This window comes from Microbacterium sp. HD4P20, from assembly GCF_019449275.2.
Taxonomy (GTDB): domain Bacteria; phylum Actinomycetota; class Actinomycetes; order Actinomycetales; family Microbacteriaceae; genus Microbacterium.
In genome coordinates, this window is the sequence record NZ_JAHZQZ020000014.1 from 35,536 (window position 1) to 53,418 (window position 17,883).

Sequence of the window (17,883 nt, forward strand, 5' to 3'; positions counted from 1 at the left end):
TCTACGCGGCGGGAATGGCGGGGGTGCGGCATCCGTTATAGACTGATGTGCTCGGATGCCACGGCATCCGGTCTTGGAAACTCCACAGTGTGACAGCGGCCCTTCGCAGAAGGAACAGTCCTCAATCGAGGATCACGGGGATGATCGGTTTCGACATCGCCTGCGAATCTGCGTGAAGCGGGCCGAGGATGCAGGGTTATCTCGTGAACGCTCCCTGCAAAACAATAACTGCCGAAAAGAAGCAGTCTGACTTCGCCCTCGCTGCGTAAGTAGCGAGCCCGAGTCCGTCAGTCCGTGTGTGATTCCGTCACGGTCCCTGGCGTCATCTAGGAATCTTGCTGTGTGACGTCGCCTGAGCGTCACGCGGGACTTTCTTCAGGCTGGGCTTGTCGACTTAGGTGTCTGTGACAAAGGTCGGAGCCAAGTAGAACGCATGCACAGACTGCGCCCGGAGAAACCGCAGTTACTCAGCGATGGACGGGGGTTCGATTCCCCCCATCTCCACAGCCGTTGTCACAGGGAAGGGCCCGAGAGCCGCGTCATTGCGTGGATCTCGGGCCCTTCCGTTTGCGTCGGGTGCGCCTTCGAGGGGCGCGGCGTCGTCGGTGGACAACGAGAAGCCAGCGTTCCCGCAGCCCGACAGAAGGGGCGTGCCCAGTAGCGCACTGGCGATGGGCGCAGTGCGTAGCGATCGGGGGCTACGGCGACTGACTGGATGCCCGTTGCTGTCTTGCTCGATGCCGTCGGATTCTCGCGCGATGAGCAGCAGGGTCACCCCCGCGCCCTCCGGGGACCGCGCTTCGCGCACGGGTCAGTAGGGTGAGCAGGCTGACTTCACACTCGAACCTCGGAGCGCGCAACGATGCGACTTCCTTTCTGGGCGCGACCCCGCACGCGCATTGACTTGTGCTTCAACGCCGCACTCCAACCTGTGCATAGGGGCTATTGCTTTGCTGACCCGATCGAAGCGGTTCTCAAACGCGTGGCACCGGGATCCCGTCTGACGGACGAAGGATCCGTCCTCGATGAGCGTGCCGAAGTCATTCGCAGCGACGTCAGCGTAGAGGTGACCGGTGACGCCGCCACAGTGCTTTCCGAGCTGACACGCTTTCTTGAGTCCAGCTACCACGTACCGCGCGGTAGCTACGCCATGCTCGCTGGCGAGCGACACGACTTTGGGACCGCGGAAGGTGTCGCACTTCGACTGAGCCCCGCGCTGCCAATCGACGCGATGTATGACGACGTGCCATCGCACGTGACTTTCGTCGACTCGCTCGGAAGGATCCATGATCTGCTGCGAGGAAACGGGGCCGTGTTGTCATGGATGCTGCGCGAGACCCGCACCAGCGCCTACCTCTACGGTCGCTCTGCACCGACGATGACCGAAATTGGTCTCGCGGTCCTACGACGCGACTTTCCCAACACCACGATCACCGCCGACATCATCGCTTGACAGCGCCGCCAGTCCAACTCGCAGATCTGATCGCTCGCTGGACAACCGGCGCTCGGACTGGACGCTCAGCTGTCGCACCACAGTTAGACAGCGCCTCCAAGTCTTGCGACGATGGCCGCGTCGACGTCGCGGGCTAGTCCTGGCGCCCGGGTTGGAACGGTTTGCCGAGCGCGACGGACGGCTGCGGTTGGCGAGATGCGCAATGAAGTTACGCAGTGCGAAATGCTCGTTAGGCCGACGCGACAGTGATGGCGATCGCAATGTGGTCGACGCTCGTCGGCTTGGTCATTCTCGGCGTCGCACTCTTCCTCCGCCCGAAAGAGCAATCGCGCTGACGGATCCATCAGGGGGCAAGGCCGTCGCCTCTATTCCTGCTGACTTGAGTGCTGCTCGACCCGACGAAGCAGTCGCTCGGCGTTGGCCGGACGAAGTTCACGGAGAGAGGAGTGATAGATCGCGTCCGCAGCCACCTTCTCCTCGATGTCGAGCAGTTTCGCGATCGCAGCGATGGCGTCTTCGTCGGACGCCGCAGTCACGATGGCTTGCGCCACGCGGTCGAGGGCTTCGCCCACGGCGAGTTGCGCACGCACGCGGTCGAGTTGCTCGTCACGTGCCCGACGGCGGGCCCCCGCCGTCGGGCTGGGACGCCGGAGCTGTGCAGGGCGGCTACGGAGGGCGGCGGCAAGGGCAAGGGACGAGCTGGGTATCGCGACTGACGGCCGGCGCCTCGCGACCGGCACTGTGATGGAAGAACCGACGATGACGCTCGAGGAGGCTGCCGCCTATGCCTTGCGCACGCGCGGTCGCCGTGGTCGCCCGGCGAGCGGCTGGAAAAGCCTCACTCCCACAGAACGCGAGGTCGTTCGATTGGCCGCGCTCGGCCTCAGCAACCCCGACATCTCGTCGCGCCTGTTCATGAGTCGCGCAACGGTCAAGACGCATCTCAGCCATGTCTACAGCAAACTCGGTGTTGCCAACCGGACGCAGCTCGCATCGTTCGCTTCTTCCGAACCCGAGGTCGTGGACCGGGACCGTGGCCCACACGACCCCCGCCGCGGTCGCTGACGCGACCGGGGCGCAGCGCGCATGTGGTCACCGAACCCGCGCGAAACGGAGGTGCATCCTCGCCGCGAACATGCGGGTGGCTACGTCAACGCTCGGCCCAGAGCTCTTCTATGGGGATCTCGCGCTGAAGGATGCGGGATGCGGCGCGATGGCCCGAGAGCATCGCCGCCGGGACGGTTGCCGGGTCGTCGGTCCAGGTCGCCTCGCCGGCGATATGCAGGACGCCGCCGACCGGGATCGCGAGGTCGTCGTGGTCGCTGGTCTGCGAGCCGACGGTCATGTACGCGTACGAGCCGCGGGCGAAAGGATCGTCCTGCCACGCCGTGACGTGCACATGCATCGGCTGCTCCACCCGGGCGCCGTACAGCCGGCGTAGCTGCGCCAGGACAGACTCGGCCATGCGATCCTCCGACCACCCGCGCGTCCGAACGGCTGCATCTCCCGCGACAAAGGTCAGCAGCATCGGTATGCCGTGCAGGCGCGTGAGGTCGTACCACGAGTGCCACCAGCGTCCCTCGGGGCCCTGCTGACGGATCGCGTAGACGCCGTCGTCCCAGAATCTGGTGCGGAAACGCAGCACGACCTTCTCGAACGCGTTCATCCTAAGGCGACGCAACGCGCTCGACTGAGGCTCGGGCAACGCAGGCTCGATCGCGAACTCCTCCGATTGCAGGACGCCGATCGGAACAGTCACGACCACGTCGTCGGAGGTGCCGACCATGCTGCCACTTGAGACGGTGACGCCACGCGCCGACCAGGCAACGCGTGAGACGACGTGCCCGACCCGGATGTCGAGACCGTCTGCCAACCGCGCGGCCAGAACGTCGTAGCCTTCCGGGAAGACGACCTCGTCACCGTCGATGGAGTCGTCATCGAGGCCGTGTGCGGCCAACTCGCCGCGCTGGACGCCGTACTGCTCCTCGGCCCGGTGTTCGAGGTACTCGCGGACCCGCTGCGTCCGCTCGTGGTCCCATCCCTGGGAAGCCAGCGCCGTCTCGGTCACGTCGCGGTACGAGGCATCCGCCTTCGAGTCGGCGATCACCCGTGCCAGCGTGATGTCGACGGCGTCGATGTCGTCGACGAAGCGTCGGACGGCGGCATCCGTGAGCCGCGCTCCGACCGGTCCGTAATACGCGGTGGGGCGGCTCGCAGGCTGGTAGCCGCCTACGGTGAACTCCACCATCGGCATCCCGAACACCGCGGCAGCCGCAGCGACAGGGCTGTCGGTCACACCGTGGATCCAGGAGGCACCCAGGTCGGTGACGAGCCCGTCCGTGCGATCCGTGAGCACCCGCCCGCCGATGCGATCACGCGCCTCGAGCACCACGACGTGCCGGCCGGCGCGGTTCAGGAGTCGTGCGGCGGTGAGGCCGGCCACACCCGCGCCGACCACGATCGCGTCGAAGTGTTCCACACCGACCCCCTCTTCAGCGCGGAGCGCCTGTGGCGTCGACGCTATCGGCCCCTCGGCGATTCCGTGCGCTGGGGGAGTCGATGACGGACGCGCCTGCTGCGGTTCGCCGCGCGCGAGCGGCGAGGTCTGCGAACGCCTTGCTGAGCTCCGGCGGCTCGACGACGTCGATCTCGGTATCGAAGCGTGCCAGGAGGGCAGCCAGCGCGGGCCACGACCACGCTCCCGTCTCGAGCAAGCAGGTGTCGGCGTCGATCGGGGTGACGACACCGTCGCTCGCGAACGGCAGAACCCGTGCCGCCGACGCGTGCACGACCACGGTCGCCCGGCAAGGCCAGGCATCGGCATCCGTCGTCCCTCGGAATCGGGCGCGCAGAAACCCGTGCGGGTCGCCACCGGGCACGGTGCGTGACGCGAAGCGGGCGCCGCGGTGCGACCGCAGACGCATGCGGTCGACGCGGTAGACGCGCCAGTCCTCGCGCTCCGCGTCCCAGCCGACGACGTACCACCGGCCACTCATCGCCACGAGATGGTGCGGCTGCGTGCGCCGGGGCGCGGTGACCTCCTCGCTCGCGGAGTCGATCCCGCCACCGACCCGGACGTAGTCGAAGCGGAGCTCTTCGCGCGCACGGATTCCCGCCGAGATCGCTTCGAGCACGGCGGCGTCGACCGGTTCGCGATCTTCGGCCGCGGCGGTGAAGTCGATCGCGTCGTATCGGTGGCGCAGTCGCGCCGGCATCACCTGCCTCACTGTCGCCAGCGCACGCAACGCCGCCTCTTCGATTCCGGCCGACGACAACGCCGCCGCACGAAGCGCCACGGTCACGGCAACCGCCTGCTCGTCGTCGAAAAGCAGGGGTGGCAGCTCGCTTCCCGCCTCGAGCCGGTAGCCGCCGTCGGGACCCTTCGTCGCCTCCACCCGGTATCCGAGCTCGCGCAGCCGGTCGACATCACGGCGCACGGTGCGAACTCACGCCGAGTCGATTCGCGAGGTGTGCACCCGGCCAGTCTCGCCGCGTCTGCAACAGCGAAAGGAGAGTCAGCATGCGAGAGGACGCCGTGGACATGAGTTCATGATGCCGCGAGTAGAGGACACAAACTGGCCGCTACCCCGCGAAAGATCGATGTCGTGGCCCCATCCGGAGGCCCGCTGACACAGACAGGACGAGTTCCATGACCATCGCAGTGACTCCCCACCTCAACTTCCGCGGCTCAGCACGCGAGGCCCTCGAGTTCTACCGCACCGTCTTCGGCGGTGAGCTAGCGATCATCAGGTACGCCGACATGGGCTCCTCCGACCCCGACACGGCCGACCTGGTGGTGTGGGGCCAGGTGTCGGCCCCGAACGGGTTCCGCATCATGGCGTACGACGTGTATCCGCACCTTGCGTGGGATCAGGGGCACGACCCCTTCTTCGTCTCGGTTCGGGGGACGGATGCTGCCGAGCTGGCGCGCTACTGGGACAAGCTGAGCGACGGGGCCACGGTGCGTCAGCCGCTCGAAGCATCGGCGTGGGCACCGCTGTACGGGCAGCTGACCGATCGCTTCGGCGTCACATGGGTGCTCGACATCGCGGCCGCATACTCGGCGAGCTGAGTTGATCTCTGACGGGCCCGGCGGGTGGCCGGGCCCGTCAGAGCATCGTCACGCCACCCGTCGCGGCCGTCCGGCGAATGCGACCACCACGCCGAGGACGGCGAGCCCGACCGGCACCCACAGCGCAGCGCGGTACGCGTCGATTGGCTCGCTGCCGGCGTTCACGGCGATCGTGAGTACGGCACTCGTGACGGCGAGGCCGATCGCTGCGCCGAACTGGAAGAAGGTGTACAGAATGCCGCTGGTCAGTCCCTGATCGCGATCCGCGATGCCGTCGGTGGCCGCGATCGTGAGTGGTCCATAGGCGAACGTGAACGCGAAGCCCAGCGCGAGGAAGCTCGGGAACATCATCGCGTAGGTCCAGTCGGGCCCCACGGGCAGGAACAACAGGAACGACAGGGCAGCGAACATCAGTCCGCCGATCGCCACGGGCCATGTGCCGAACCTTGCCACCAGCCGCGGCGTGACGGTCGGCGCGAGAATGGCGTCGATCGCCATCACGACCATTGCCAAGGCGGTCTGCAGAGCCGTCCATCCCCGCAGTTCCTGCAGGTACAGCACGACGATGAACTGGAAGCCCATGAAGCCTGCGGCCAGAGACCCCGCGCCGAGGTAGGCCCGCAGCAGGGCGCGCGAGCGCAGGAATGCGGCCGGGATGATCGGCGCCGCCGCTGTGCGCTGACGCACTCCGAAGACGATGAGCGCCACGATCGCGCCCGCGGTGGCGGCGATCACGGTGGGCCACGCGCCGTGCGATGCCTGCTCGACCGCCAGCACCGTCATGACGATTCCCGCGGTGAGGGCGACTGCCCCGGCGGCGTCGAACGGACTGCGGTCGCGCTCGGCCGTGTCACGCGGGATCAGCGTGAGTGCGCCCACGAGGATCAGAGCGCCCAGCACGACAGGGGCGAAGAAGACCCACCGCCACCCGATCGCCGTGAGCAGCCCGCCCGCGACAAGACCGAGGGAGAAACCGGCGGCGCCGATCCCCGCGTAGATCAGCACGGCACGATTGCGGGCCGACCCTTCGGCGAAGCCGGTCGTGATGATCGACAGACCTGCGGGCATCATGAACGCGGCGGCGATACCGGTCGCGAACCGCGCGACGACGAGCATCCAGCCGTCTTCTGCGAATCCGCCGGCCATCGAGAACACGATGAAGACGCTGAGAGCGATGAGGAACACCCGCCGCCGGCCGAACCGATCGCCGACGCGGCCCCCGAGGATCATGAATCCGCCGTAGGCGACGACGTAGCCGCTGAGGATCCACTGCAGCTGCGTGGTCTCGAGCCCGAGATCGGCGCGGATGACCGGCAGCGCGACGTTGAACATCGCGATGTCGATGCCTTCGAGGAACGCCGCGCCGCACAGTGTGATGAGCAGCAGGATGCCGCTGCCCCGCAGTTGAATGCCGGTCGTTCCTGTTTCGGTGGTCGTGCTCACGGTGCTCCTCAGCCCATCGGTTACTTCTTGTGCGTGACAGCATCATCGGTCATCATTGGACCATGACGGAAGTACGCACTTCGGAGTACGTCGGTTCCTGCGAAGTCACCGACATGCCGAACGATCCGTTCCAGTGGGACGCACGGGAAGACTGCGAGGTCCGCCAGATCCTCGACCGGATCGCCGACAAGTGGTCCCTGCTGGTCATGGCACTCCTCGAGAACGGCACCCTCCGATTCACCGAGCTCCTCCGGCTCATCGACGGTGTAAGCCAGCGCATGCTGACGGTGACGTTGCGCCAACTGGAGCGCGACGGCCTGGTGTCACGCACCGTGCATCCGGTCGTCCCGCCGCGGGTCGACTACTCCCTCACCGACCTGGGCCGCAGCCTCAACGCGACGGTGCTCGCCTTCGTCACCTGGACCGAGTCGCATCAGTCCGATATCGCCGCGGCGCGCGCTCGCTACGACGAGTCCGTCATGAGCTGACTCCGGCGGGGGCGGATGGCCGTATCCGGGCGGTGATTGGCGGCTCCGTGACTGTCCGAGGGCGGCAGAACTCGACAGGCTGACTGCATGACTGACAACCGCGCCACTGCGCTCTTGATCGTCGATGCTCAAGAATCCTTCCGCCAGCGGGCGGACGACTGGGCACGAACCGCGAATCCGCAAGTGCTCTCGAACATCTCCCGGCTGGTCGAAGATGCGCGATCGAGTGGTGAGCTCGTCGTCTGGGTGACGCACGCCGAACCGGGCACTGGTGGGGTCTTCGACCCCGAGCTGGGGTTCGTCGAAGTGATGTCCGAGCTCCAGCCGGCCGTTGACGACCTTCGCCTCACCAAGACGACCATCAATGCGTTCTCGTCGACCGACCTGGAGGAGCAGCTCAAGACACGGGGCGTCGGCACGGTGGTGGTCTGCGGCATCCGCACCGAGCAGTGCTGCGAGACGACGGCACGAATCGCGGGCGATCTGGGCTTCGACGTGGTGTTCGTCACCGACGCCACCACGACGTCGTCGATCCCTGCGACGGAGACCTACGGCGCGGTGTCGGGGGCGGAGTTGATGCAGCGCACCCAGAGCATCCTCGGTGCCCGGGGCTTCGCGGCCATCGAGACGACTTCGGGTCGTGTCGCCGCACGGGTTGCGGCGTGACGTCGAAGGCGGCGCCCGTCAGGCGACCGGCTGCTCGTGGATCGGTGACTCCAGGGTGATTCCGTTGAGTTCGAGGTACATCCGGCGCTCCGTGATCGAGAGCGTCATCGAATTGCGGCGTTCCAATGCTCCGACCGCGCGGTCTATGAAGCCCATGTCGAAGCTGTAGAGCAAGACGTCATCCGCCCGGTGGATGCGCTTGCCGGCCCACGGCGCGGCCACCTTAGCGGGGTCGCGGTGCGTGTAGACCACGGTCCGCGCCGCCTGCATGCTGCCGAAATGCAGCCGGGCGGCATCGGGTGCGCCCACTTCGATCCACGCGGTCAGCTTGCCGGTCTGGTCGCGAACGATGACAGCGGGCTCGTCCGTCGCCGAGATGCCCTCGCCGAAGACGATGCCCTCGTCGAACTCGAGACAGTAGGCGAGTACGCGCGTGAGCATGAATGCGTCGGTCTCGGACGGATGCCGCGCCACGCGCAGCGTGACATCCTCGTACACCCCGCGGTCGATGTCGGCCAGTTGCACTGCGAAGGTGTAAATCGTTGCGCCGGCTGCCATGAGGTCCGAGCCTACTCGGCGTCAGGACGTCGTCCGCGCGCGGTGGCGGCGCACCGCGTCGCGGTTCGCGCACCGCACGGAGCAGTAGCGCTGCCGCCCGTTTCGCGTGACATCGACGACGACGTTGCGGCAGTCGTCTTCCGGTGCGCGGCCGGCGGCGCACCGCGAGAGCCGGTGCATGCCGCGAGTGGTCAGGTGCAGCGCGGTGCCGACGCTGATGACGGCGTGGAGCACCCGCGAGAGCGTGTCGTCGTCATCGCGGTAGTGCAGATGCCATCCCTCTCCGTTGTGATCGGTGAGCCGAGGGTAGGCGGCGACCGCCGCCATGTGCGCGTTGAGCAGCGTCGCGCGCTCGCGGGCATCGTCGGCGTCCACGACGCGGAGCCAGTCATCGATCACGTCGCGGGATCGCTCATGGTCGTCGGGCGACTGCGCGAACTGCATCGTCATGCCGAAATCGCGTGTGCGCGCGACGATGCCGCCGCGATCGGCGGGCCACTCGTTGGCGAGGGAGGCGCCGAGGAGTACGGCGTACTCGCCGTAAGGGTTGAGATGCATAAGACCATTACATCATCGTTGCATTCATGACGAAGCAAGCGACGTCCGGAAACGCCCGCCACGACGATCTGCACACCGGCCACGAGCACGGCTGGAGCATCCAGTCGGCGCATGCGACGTCGGAAGGCCGAGTGCTCTACGTGCGATGCGCGGACTGCGGCATGTGGCGGGTCGACCTTGAGAACCGACCAGAGGCGCCGCCGAGCGCGATCAGCACGGGGCTGGCGGGGCAGAGCTCCTAATCACAGGCGCCTGTGGCGCGCAAGAGCCTCGGCCACGGACATCCCGCTGTCCTATCGTCGTGCTGAGTCCACCGAGCGAGGGGGAGAGATGTCACGCAACACCAGAGAGCTGCGCTGCAGCCCGGAAGCCGTGTTCGAGGTGCTCGGCGACGGCTGGCTCTATCCCTCTTGGGTGGTCGGGGCATCACGCATGCGAGAAGTCGACGAGAGCTGGCCGATGGCGGGATCGGAACTTCATCACTCGGTCGGGGTGTGGCCGGCGCTGATCGACGACACGACCGCGGTGCAGGAGTTCATTCCGGCACGACGGATGGTGATGCGGGCTCGGGGCTGGCCCCTCGGCGAGGCGCGCGTGACCATCGACGTGAAGCCGCGTGGCGAGGGGTGCGTCGTGCGCATCCAGGAAGAGGCTGTCGCCGGGCCGGCGCGGCTGATCCCGACGCCCCTCATGGACGTGCTCCTGTCATGGCGAAACGCCGAGACGCTGCATCGATTGGCGTACCTTGCCGAAGGACGAGCATCGTGGACGGTGGGCGAGAGCACCGCTGAGGAAGAGATCGAAGCGACGGAGGAGGGTGGATCGGCGAACACATGAGCAACGCCGCGCGCAGCACTGCCGAAGACCTCGACGCTGTCGTCGTCGGGGCCGGACCCAACGGACTGGCGGCGGCCGTCACGCTCGCGCGCGCCGGGCTGCGCGTGCGTGTCTATGAGCGTGCGGATCAGCCTGGCGGTGGCGCTGCGACCAGAGAGCTGACACTCCCGGGTTATCACCATGACGTGTGCTCGGCCGTGCATCCGATGGCATTCGAGTCACGGTTCTTCCGAGAGTTCGGCCTGCGCGACCGCGTGCGCTTCGTCACCCCGGAGGTCTCGTTCGCACATCCGCTGGACGGCGGTCGCGCGGCGATCGCCCATCACGACCTCGGTCGCACCCGAGATGAGCTCGGCCGCGACGGCCCCGCGTACGAACGCCTGATGCGGCCACTCGTCGAGCGCTCCACCGCGGTGGCGGAGTTCACCGGAGGGTCGCTGCTGCGCGTGCCCCGCGATCCGGCCACCGCGGTCGCGTTCGGCCTGCGGGCCCTGGAGCAGGGGAGCCCGCTGTGGAACGCGCGCTTCCGTGACGAGGCTGCACCCGCGATGCTCACCGGGGTGTCGGCCCACACGATCCTGTCGCAGCCGAGCGTCACGGCGGCGGGCGCGGGACTCGCGCTGCACGCCTACGCCCACGCGCGCGGATGGCCCATTCCGGTGGGCGGCAGTCAAGCGATCATCGACGCGATGGTCGACGACCTCCGGGCGCACGGCGGTGAGCTCGTTCTCGACCACGAGGTGACGTCGCTGCGCGAACTGCCGCGCGCACGGGTCACCCTGCTCGATGTCACCCCCCGCGCGCTCGTGCGCATGGCCGGCGAAGCGATGCCGCCCGGATACCGCCGCGCGCTCGAGCAATTCCGCTACGGTGGCGGGGTCGCGAAGGTCGACTTCGCGTTGAGCGAGCCGGTGCCCTGGACTGAGCCAGACGTGCGCGGGGCCGGCACGGTGCACGTCGGCGGCACCCGGCCCGAGATCGCGGCCGCCGAGAACGACGTCAACCGCGGGCGTCTGCCCGATCGGCCGTACGTGCTGGTCTCGCAGCCGTCGCTGTTCGACCGCGGTCGCGCCCCTGCCGGCAACCATGTGCTCTGGACCTACACGCACGTGCCGGCGGGCAGCGCCGTAGACCGCAGCGAGGCGGTGATCCGCCAGATCGAACGGTTCGCTCCCGGTTTTCGAGACACGATCCTCGCGACGAGCTCACGCAGCGCGGTCGAAGTGGAGCGGCACAACCCCAACTACCCCGGGGGTGACATCGCCGCCGGCGCCCCCACCCTGTGGCAGATGCTGCGCCGGCCGGTCCTCAGCAGCGACCCTTGGCGCACCCCCATGCCCGGCGTATATCTGGCCTCGGCGTCCACCTCGCCCGGCCCGGGGGTCCACGGTCTGGCGGGCTGGTTCGCAGCGCGCAGCGCGCTGCGCCACAGCTTCGGCACCCGAGCCCTGCCCGACCTCTCGCCACGCGACTGAGATCGTCCCTACGACCGGTACCCGGGGCGGCTTGCGTTCCGCCCCGATCGCACTCGGGACGTGCGACAATTCCGGGCAGTGGACAATCTCACGCTCATCCAACGGTCGCCCGATCCGGAACAGATCGCGGAGCGTTCCCGCACGCCCCACTCGATCGCGGAGAAGATCCGCTCCCTCGGACAGAACCGCATCGGTGCTCTCCTGCTGCTGCTCGCCACCGCCGTCGCGATCGTGTGGGCCAACGTCGCGACCGGGGCCTACGAATCGTTCTGGGAGACGCACCTGACCGTCGGGGTCGGCGATATCCAGCTCGACTTCACCCTGCACGCCCTGGTCAACGACGCCCTCATGGCCATCTTCTTCTTCACCGTCGGTCTGGAGGTGCGCCGCGAATTCGCGATCGGCGAGCTGACGAGCTGGTCACGCGCCGTGGTGCCGGTGGTCGCCGCCGTCGCCGGGCTGGCCATTCCCGCGCTGTTGTTCGTGCTCGTCGCGCGGGGATCCGGCTATGAGCACGCGTGGGGCATCGTCATCTCGACCGACACCGCCTTCCTCGTGGGCGCGCTGGCACTCGTCGGCCCGCGGATCCCCGGCCGGCTCCGGGTCTTTCTGCTCGCGCTGGCGGTCGTGGACGACATCGGAGCCCTCTCGATCATCGCCCTGGTCTACACCGAGAACTTTCAGCCGCTGCCGCTCCTGGTCGCGGCTGTCGGGCTGGCCGGAGTGTACTTCGCGCGGTATCTGCCCACGGGTCGCGGGCCGGTATACGCGACGCTGGCCATCATCGTATGGCTGGCCTTCCTCGCCTCGGGAGTGCACCCGACGCTCGCGGGCGTGGCGATCGCCCTGCTGGTGCCGGTCTACCGCCCCGATCGTCGCGACGTCGAGCACGCCCTCGAACTGGCACGCACCTTCCGTCAGTCGCCGAACAGCGAGTACGCGCGTGCGGCGGCCAACAGCCTGCGCGAGTCGATCTCGATCAATGAGCGCCTGCAGAGCGCCTACGCCCCGTATATCGCGTACGTCATCCTGCCGCTGTTCGCGCTCGCGAACGCGGGAGTCGTGCTCAGTCCAGAAATCCTCTCGGGCGCCCTTCGCTCGCCGCTCACGTGGGGCATCGTGGCGGGTCTGGTCGTCGGCAAGCTGCTCGGCGTACTGGGGTCGACTGCCCTTCTGAAGCTCTCGCGCCTCGGAGAATTCGGTGCCGGGCTGACCCTTGACCGCATCGCGGGAGGTGCCGCGCTGTGCGGTATCGGCTTCACGATCTCGTTGTTCATCGTCGATCTGTCGATCGGCGACGAGGAGGCACAGAACGAAGCCCGCGTGGGCGTGCTCGCGGCATCCGTCATCGCGTTCCTGCTCGCCACCGTCATCTTCCGGATCTCGGATGCCGTCCGCCCGCGAGGCGACGCACGACAGGCGCTGGCCCGGCCCGTGGACCCGCTCCGTGACCACATCTTCGGACCGGCCGATGCTCCTTACACGATCGTCGAGTACGGCGACTTCCAATGCGGTTTCTGCCTCAAGGCATCGGGGTCGATCCAGGAGGTCCACGACGTGCTGGGCGATCGACTGCGCTATGTGTGGCGTCACGCGCCGCTCACGCAATACCATCCGAACGCCCTCGCCGGGGCCGAGGCCTCGGAGGCCGCGGCCATGCAGGGCCGCTTCTTCGAGTTCGAACGTGGTCTGTTCGCCGACCAGGAGAATCAGCGCCCCTCCGACATCATCCGCCTGGCGCGCGATCTGGGGCTGGACGTCGAACGGTTCGAGCGGGATCTCACATCACCCGAGGTCACCGGCAGGGTGCAGGACGATGTGCTGGATGCCGAGGCGATGGGGATCACCGCGGTGCCGACGCTGTTCGTCAACGGCCGCCGACACACCGGTCCCTACGATGCGCAGTCGCTGATCCGAGCGCTCGAGCGCACGGCGGCGGAATCCGGGCAGATCGACCCGGCGGCGCCAGCCGCTCACTAATCTGGACGCGATGCAATCCCACGATCTCGACCCACTCCAGAACCCTGAGATGTCGGACGCCCAGTGGGCGCGGCTGCGCGGCTTCGGCGTCGCCGACACAGTGGCTGCCGGGGACTACCTCTTCCGATCCGGCGACCGCGACTACGACCTCATCCTCGTGGAGGAGGGCCAGGTCGAAGTGGTGCGTGATTCGCTCTTCTGGATCGAGGAAGCCGTCCTCGACCGGGTGGGGCCACGCTCGTTCGTCGGCGAGCTCGGCCTGCTCAATGGGCAGGGTGCATTCCTGTCCGCTCGCGCGACGGAGCCCACGCGGGTGCTGCGAGTGTCTCGCACCGAACTGCGCCGGCTGATGGGCGAGGACGATGACCTGTGTGATCTCGTCTTGCATGCGCTGTGGGCACGGCGCGAGGAGCTGCGCCGCGGACCTGCCGCCCTCACGCTGAAGTTCGTCGGTGAGCGCTCGTCCCGCGACTTCCTCGCGCTGCAGCGATTCGCCGAGCGGCTGGATCTCGTCCACAAGTCCGTCGCCGTCTCGCCGGACGAGATCGGCGCCCACGCGAAGCTCGGAGTGACCGCCGAAGACCTGCCCATCGCGTATCTCCAGGGCGAGCCGATCCTGCGCGCGACGCCCGGCCTGGTGGCCGATCGGCTGGGCCTCAGCTACGAGTCCAACGGGGACGAGATCGTCGACCTCGTTGTCATCGGGGGTGGTCCGGCCGGGCTGGCCGCCGCGATCTACGGAGCCTCCGAAGGACTCAGCACCGTCTTGCTCGATGCGGTCGCCCCCGGTGGTCAGGCGGCTTCGACTGCGAGGATCGAGAACTTCCTGGGCTTTCCGTTCGGTGTCAGCGGCGGTGACCTCATCGGACAGGCGAGTTTGCAGGCGTTGAAGTTCGGGGTGCGCGTGTACGCGCCGTGTGAGGCGGTCGCGCTTGCTCCGGTGGACGACCTGCTCGATGTCACGCTGTCGGACGGCCGGGTCATCCGGGCGCGGAGCACCATCGTCACCTCGGGAGCCGCCTACCGGCGGCTGGATCTCGACCGCTGGCCGGACTTCGAGCGGTCGGGCATCTACTACGCGGCGACCCAGCTCGAGCTGCGTCAGGTGATGGCCTCGCCCGTGGTCGTGGTGGGGGGAGCCAATTCGGCCGGACAGGCATCGCTGTACCTCGCCGCCAACGGGTGCCCCGTGCACCTGGTCGTGCGGGGCGAGGATCTGGGCCGCCGAATGTCGTCATACCTCGTCGATCGCCTGATGGAGGATCCCCGGGTCCACGTGCATACCGGCGCCAACGTGGTCGGCCTGGACGGCGGCGCGCTCCTGGAGCGCGTGCACATCGACCGGGTGGGCGACGTCGACGCACGGGGCCTGTTCTGCTTCATCGGCGCCGACCCCGCTACCGGCTGGCTCTCGTCGCTCGATCGAGACGCGGACGGCTTCCTGCGCACCGGCACGGACATCGCGTGGCAGCCGCTGGCGCACTGGCAGCAGCTGGGTCGAGAACCGCTCCCGTTCGAGACCTCGACACCGCGCGTCTTCGCGGCGGGCGATGTGCGGCGCGGATCGATGAAGCGTGTCGCGGCCGCGGTCGGGGAGGGCTCCAGCGCCGTCGCCTCCGTGCACCGGGCCCTCGCCGGCTGAGGTCGCGCGTGATCTGCGGCGGCTAACGTGGAGCGGATGAGCACCCAGCGGGCGATCGATGCGAACCAGATCGACGTCGCCCTGGTCCAGGCGCTGGTAGGGGAGCAGTTTCCGCAATGGTCCGCCCTTCCGGTGCGCCCCGTCGAGCGCGGTGGCAACGATCACCGGATGTTCCGGCTCGGAGACGAGCTGCTCGTGCGGCTGCCTGCGGCGCCGGGGTACGTGCCCCAGGTCGAGAAAGAGCAGCGGTGGCTTCCGCGGCTGGCGTCCTCCGTACCGCTCCGGATCCCCGAGGTGTGCGGGGCCGGTAAAACCTCCGAGCTGTTCGGTGCGCCGTGGTCGGTGTACGGGTGGCTCGACGGGCAGCCGGCATCCGTCTCGCCCATCGATGATCCGGTGCGACTCGCGGGCGATGTCGCGGAGTTCCTGGTCGCCCTGCGACAGGCGCCGGTGACGACGGACGCTCCGGCTCCGGGCCTGCACAGCGCGTTCCGCGGCGGCCCACTGAAACACTGGGACGACGAGATGGGCGACATCATCCACCGTGTGCACGGCCGCGAGCGTGATGTCGCGGCGGGCATCTGGCGAGATGCGCTCGACGCCGAGTTCACCGGGCCCCCGGTGTGGTTCCATGGCGACGTCTCGGTGAACAACCTGCTGCTGACCGAGGGTCGTCTTTCCGCCGTGATCGACTTCGGCTGCTCCGCGACGGGCGATCCCGCCTGCGATACGGTCATGCTGTGGACCCTCTTCACGGGTCGGGCACGCGAGCAGTTCCGACGCACCCTCGATGTCGACAAGGCGACCTGGGCGCGCGGGCGAGGCTGGGCGCTGTGGAAGAGCCTCATCATGATCACCAACAAGCCACCGGGGCAGGCGGAGTTCGCCCGTCGGGTCCTGAATGAGCTGATCGCGGGCGTGTAGCGGGCAGAGTGTCGACGGGCAGAGTGTCAAGGGGTCGGTCTGATCTGCCCCGAACCCGTACCGTCGCGTGATGAGCACATTCCGCAAGGCGCTCGCTGCCTCACTCGAGGACGTCCCGGTCGTGGTGATCACCGGGGCATCCAGCGGGATCGGACGCGCGACGGCCCACGAGTACGCCCGCCGAAGCGAGCGTCTCGTGCTCGCCTCTCGGAGCGCCACAGCGCTGGAACCCGTGGCCGCGGAATGCCGCGTGCTTGGCGCGGAGGTCCGCACCGTGGCCACCGACGTCTCAAGCGAGGAGGCCGTCGAGGCGCTCGCGACCTACGCGATCGCCCATTTCGGCCGTATCGACGTGTGGGTCGGGAACGCGGGCGTCATGAGCTACGGCACCTTCGAGCGGACGCCGCCCCGCATCTTCCGCCAGGTCGTCGACACGAACCTCATGGGGCAGGTGCACGGGGCGCGCGCAGTGCTACCCCATTTCCGCCGGCAGGGCCACGGCACGCTCGTGCTCGTCGGCTCGCTCTACTCCCGTGTCGGGTCGCCGCAGATCTCGCCGTACGTCACGAGCAAGTTCGGACTGCTCGGGTTCGCAGAATCGCTTCGTCAAGAGCTGCGGGGGAGCGGCATCCGTCTTCGCCTCATCCTTCCCGCGACCATCGATACGCCGATCTACCACCACGCCGCGAATGTCACCGGGCACCGCGTGCACCCGCTCCCGCCCGCCAGCTCGCCGCGGCGGGTCGCCCGAGCCATCGTGCGCGCGCCGCATCGCCGCCGATTCGCCACGTTCGTCGGCAGGGCCCAGCGGGCGGGTCTGCTCCTGCACGGGGTCGCGCCCCGTGCCTACGACGCGGTCGTGTCATTCCTCAAGCACCGCGTCGAGCTGCGTGGGGACGGCGCGAAGCCGGTCTCGGGGAATGTCCTGACGCCGAGCGGTGTCGCCGGTGCGGTGACGGGCGGGTGGCGGCGATGGCCGGAGAGGATCGGCTCGGGGATGCTGGTGGCCGGTGCGGCCCTGCTGATCGCCGGTGTCGCTCGGCGCCGATGAGGGACGTCCCGCACGCTGAGCGCGAGCGGGATCAGCGGAACCCGTCGGCCTGCGTCCGTTCGTCGGCGACGCGAACGCCGTAGTGGTAGGCCAGCTTTCCGCCGAGCCAGCCCGAGACGCCGAGGGCGCCCAGAGCCACGATGCTGAGGATCAGCCCGACGATGCTCACCTCGTCGTCATCCGCCGACCAGCGCAACAGAAGGTTGACCAGGAAGAGCGCCGTGACCCCGAGGTTCAGCACCATGTGCACCGTCGCGGTCTTGCGTGCGGCGGTGCCCTTCGCGAGTTGACTGAAGTCCAGAAAGCCGACCGCTGCAGCCAGCACCGCACCGACGAGGCCGATGAGGATCAGAATCCGCGCGCCGATGACGTAGGGGCTCGGATCGCCCGAGATCAGGCCGATGATGTCGAAAACGAGACTGGCCACCCACGCGCCGATCGGGATCGTCACCAGGATGGGGTGGAACGGGTGTCCGTAGGGTCCGGCGATCGGGGATCGCGGGTGTTTGGCCCGGTCCTGCGGAGCGGTGTGCGACATGGCGGCACTCCCTTCGGGGCGGTCGGTTCGATGGACCCAGTGAACTGCCCGTCACCGAGATCGGCACGGGGCTTGCGCAGCCCGGCGTCGTCATGGCAGTCAGCGACCCGCGCGGTCGGGCGGCGCAGGCTACTCGCCCGCGAGCCCGGATGCCAGCCCCTCGGAGCCCTCGATCCCTCTGCCTACTCTCGCCGGACG

The 17,883-nt window shown here is 68.2% G+C and carries 19 protein-coding genes and 1 other RNA gene; 13 read left to right on the forward strand and 7 right to left on the reverse strand.

What is annotated here, in order from left to right; genetic code table 11:
- Window positions 1-136: 136 nt before the first annotated feature.
- Window positions 137-507, forward strand: a transfer-messenger RNA (tmRNA) gene (ssrA, locus tag K0817_RS08370).
- 355 nt (window positions 508-862) lie between these two features.
- Window positions 863-1,453 carry a hypothetical protein gene (locus tag K0817_RS08375; protein ID WP_219981024.1) on the forward strand — a complete coding sequence of 197 codons (591 nt, stop codon included), beginning with the start codon at window positions 863-865 and terminating at the stop codon, window positions 1,451-1,453.
- 365 nt (window positions 1,454-1,818) lie between these two features.
- Here K0817_RS08375 and K0817_RS08380 read toward each other — a convergent pair whose 3' ends face one another.
- Window positions 1,819-2,025, reverse strand: a complete 207-nt coding sequence (locus K0817_RS08380) for a hypothetical protein (RefSeq protein ID WP_219981654.1) — start codon at window positions 2,023-2,025, stop codon at window positions 1,819-1,821.
- Window positions 2,026-2,212: 187 nt separating this feature from the next.
- On the opposite strand from K0817_RS08380, the gene K0817_RS08385 reads away from it, so the two are divergent.
- The gene (locus K0817_RS08385) at window positions 2,213-2,518 is read left to right on the forward strand and encodes a response regulator transcription factor (RefSeq protein WP_301339801.1); all 306 of its coding nucleotides are present in this window, start codon (window positions 2,213-2,215) and stop codon (window positions 2,516-2,518) included.
- An 85-nt stretch (window positions 2,519-2,603) separates the two neighbouring features.
- Here K0817_RS08385 and K0817_RS08390 read toward each other — a convergent pair whose 3' ends face one another.
- The gene (locus K0817_RS08390) at window positions 2,604-3,932 is read right to left on the reverse strand and encodes an NAD(P)/FAD-dependent oxidoreductase (protein WP_219981026.1); all 1,329 of its coding nucleotides are present in this window, start codon (window positions 3,930-3,932) and stop codon (window positions 2,604-2,606) included.
- Between the two features lie 13 nt (window positions 3,933-3,945).
- Window positions 3,946-4,890: a WYL domain-containing protein gene (locus tag K0817_RS08395; RefSeq protein WP_308211896.1), complete on the reverse strand. Its 945-nt coding sequence runs from the start codon at window positions 4,888-4,890 to the stop codon at window positions 3,946-3,948.
- Window positions 4,891-5,102: 212 nt separating this feature from the next.
- On the opposite strand from K0817_RS08395, the gene K0817_RS08400 reads away from it, so the two are divergent.
- Window positions 5,103-5,525: a VOC family protein gene (locus tag K0817_RS08400; RefSeq protein WP_219981027.1), complete on the forward strand. Its 423-nt coding sequence runs from the start codon at window positions 5,103-5,105 to the stop codon at window positions 5,523-5,525.
- Between the two features lie 48 nt (window positions 5,526-5,573).
- Here the strand turns inward: K0817_RS08400 and K0817_RS08405 are convergent, their stop codons facing one another.
- Window positions 5,574-6,968, reverse strand: coding sequence for an MFS transporter (locus K0817_RS08405; RefSeq protein WP_253735265.1), 1,395 nt, complete (start codon window positions 6,966-6,968; stop codon window positions 5,574-5,576).
- Window positions 6,969-7,030: 62 nt separating this feature from the next.
- Here K0817_RS08405 and K0817_RS08410 point away from each other — a divergent pair, with 62 nt between their 5' ends.
- Window positions 7,031-7,456: a helix-turn-helix domain-containing protein gene (locus K0817_RS08410; protein WP_219981028.1), complete on the forward strand. Its 426-nt coding sequence runs from the start codon at window positions 7,031-7,033 to the stop codon at window positions 7,454-7,456.
- 87 nt (window positions 7,457-7,543) lie between these two features.
- Window positions 7,544-8,122 (forward strand): isochorismatase family protein, encoded by a 579-nt coding sequence (locus K0817_RS08415; RefSeq protein ID WP_219981029.1) that lies wholly within the window; start codon window positions 7,544-7,546, stop codon window positions 8,120-8,122.
- Window positions 8,123-8,140: 18 nt separating this feature from the next.
- On the opposite strand, the gene K0817_RS08420 is transcribed toward K0817_RS08415, so the two are convergent.
- Entirely contained in the window at window positions 8,141-8,680 is a 540-nt protein-coding gene (locus tag K0817_RS08420; protein ID WP_219981030.1) for a YaeQ family protein, read from the reverse strand.
- A 21-nt stretch (window positions 8,681-8,701) separates the two neighbouring features.
- On the reverse strand, window positions 8,702-9,238 hold the full coding sequence (locus tag K0817_RS08425) for a CGNR zinc finger domain-containing protein (RefSeq protein WP_219981031.1): 537 nt from the start codon (window positions 9,236-9,238) through the stop codon (window positions 8,702-8,704).
- Between the two features lie 26 nt (window positions 9,239-9,264).
- Here K0817_RS08425 and K0817_RS08430 point away from each other — a divergent pair, with 26 nt between their 5' ends.
- The 7 genes from K0817_RS08430 (at window position 9,265) to K0817_RS08460 (ending at window position 17,147) form a co-directional block, all read left to right on the forward strand.
- The gene (locus K0817_RS08430; RefSeq protein WP_219981032.1) at window positions 9,265-9,480 is read left to right on the forward strand and encodes a hypothetical protein; all 216 of its coding nucleotides are present in this window, start codon (window positions 9,265-9,267) and stop codon (window positions 9,478-9,480) included.
- A gap of 88 nt (window positions 9,481-9,568) precedes the next feature.
- On the forward strand, window positions 9,569-10,075 hold the full coding sequence (locus K0817_RS08435; protein ID WP_219981033.1) for an SRPBCC family protein: 507 nt from the start codon (window positions 9,569-9,571) through the stop codon (window positions 10,073-10,075).
- Window positions 10,072-11,550, forward strand: a complete 1,479-nt coding sequence (locus tag K0817_RS08440; RefSeq protein ID WP_219981034.1) for an NAD(P)/FAD-dependent oxidoreductase — start codon at window positions 10,072-10,074, stop codon at window positions 11,548-11,550. Before K0817_RS08435 ends, K0817_RS08440 begins: the two co-directional genes overlap by 4 nt.
- Before the next feature lie 78 nt (window positions 11,551-11,628).
- Window positions 11,629-13,530 carry a Na+/H+ antiporter NhaA gene (gene nhaA / locus K0817_RS18700; protein WP_219981035.1) on the forward strand — a complete coding sequence of 634 codons (1,902 nt, stop codon included), beginning with the start codon at window positions 11,629-11,631 and terminating at the stop codon, window positions 13,528-13,530.
- Between the two features lie 10 nt (window positions 13,531-13,540).
- On the forward strand, window positions 13,541-15,172 hold the full coding sequence (locus tag K0817_RS08450; protein WP_219981036.1) for a cyclic nucleotide-binding domain-containing thioredoxin-disulfide reductase: 1,632 nt from the start codon (window positions 13,541-13,543) through the stop codon (window positions 15,170-15,172).
- A 36-nt stretch (window positions 15,173-15,208) separates the two neighbouring features.
- Window positions 15,209-16,096: an aminoglycoside phosphotransferase family protein gene (locus K0817_RS08455; protein ID WP_219981037.1), complete on the forward strand. Its 888-nt coding sequence runs from the start codon at window positions 15,209-15,211 to the stop codon at window positions 16,094-16,096.
- Between the two features lie 70 nt (window positions 16,097-16,166).
- Window positions 16,167-17,147: an SDR family NAD(P)-dependent oxidoreductase gene (locus K0817_RS08460; RefSeq protein ID WP_219981038.1), complete on the forward strand. Its 981-nt coding sequence runs from the start codon at window positions 16,167-16,169 to the stop codon at window positions 17,145-17,147.
- A 31-nt stretch (window positions 17,148-17,178) separates the two neighbouring features.
- On the opposite strand, the gene K0817_RS08465 is transcribed toward K0817_RS08460, so the two are convergent.
- Window positions 17,179-17,685 carry a DUF2231 domain-containing protein gene (locus tag K0817_RS08465; protein WP_219981039.1) on the reverse strand — a complete coding sequence of 169 codons (507 nt, stop codon included), beginning with the start codon at window positions 17,683-17,685 and terminating at the stop codon, window positions 17,179-17,181.
- Between the last annotated feature and the right edge of the window lie 198 nt (window positions 17,686-17,883).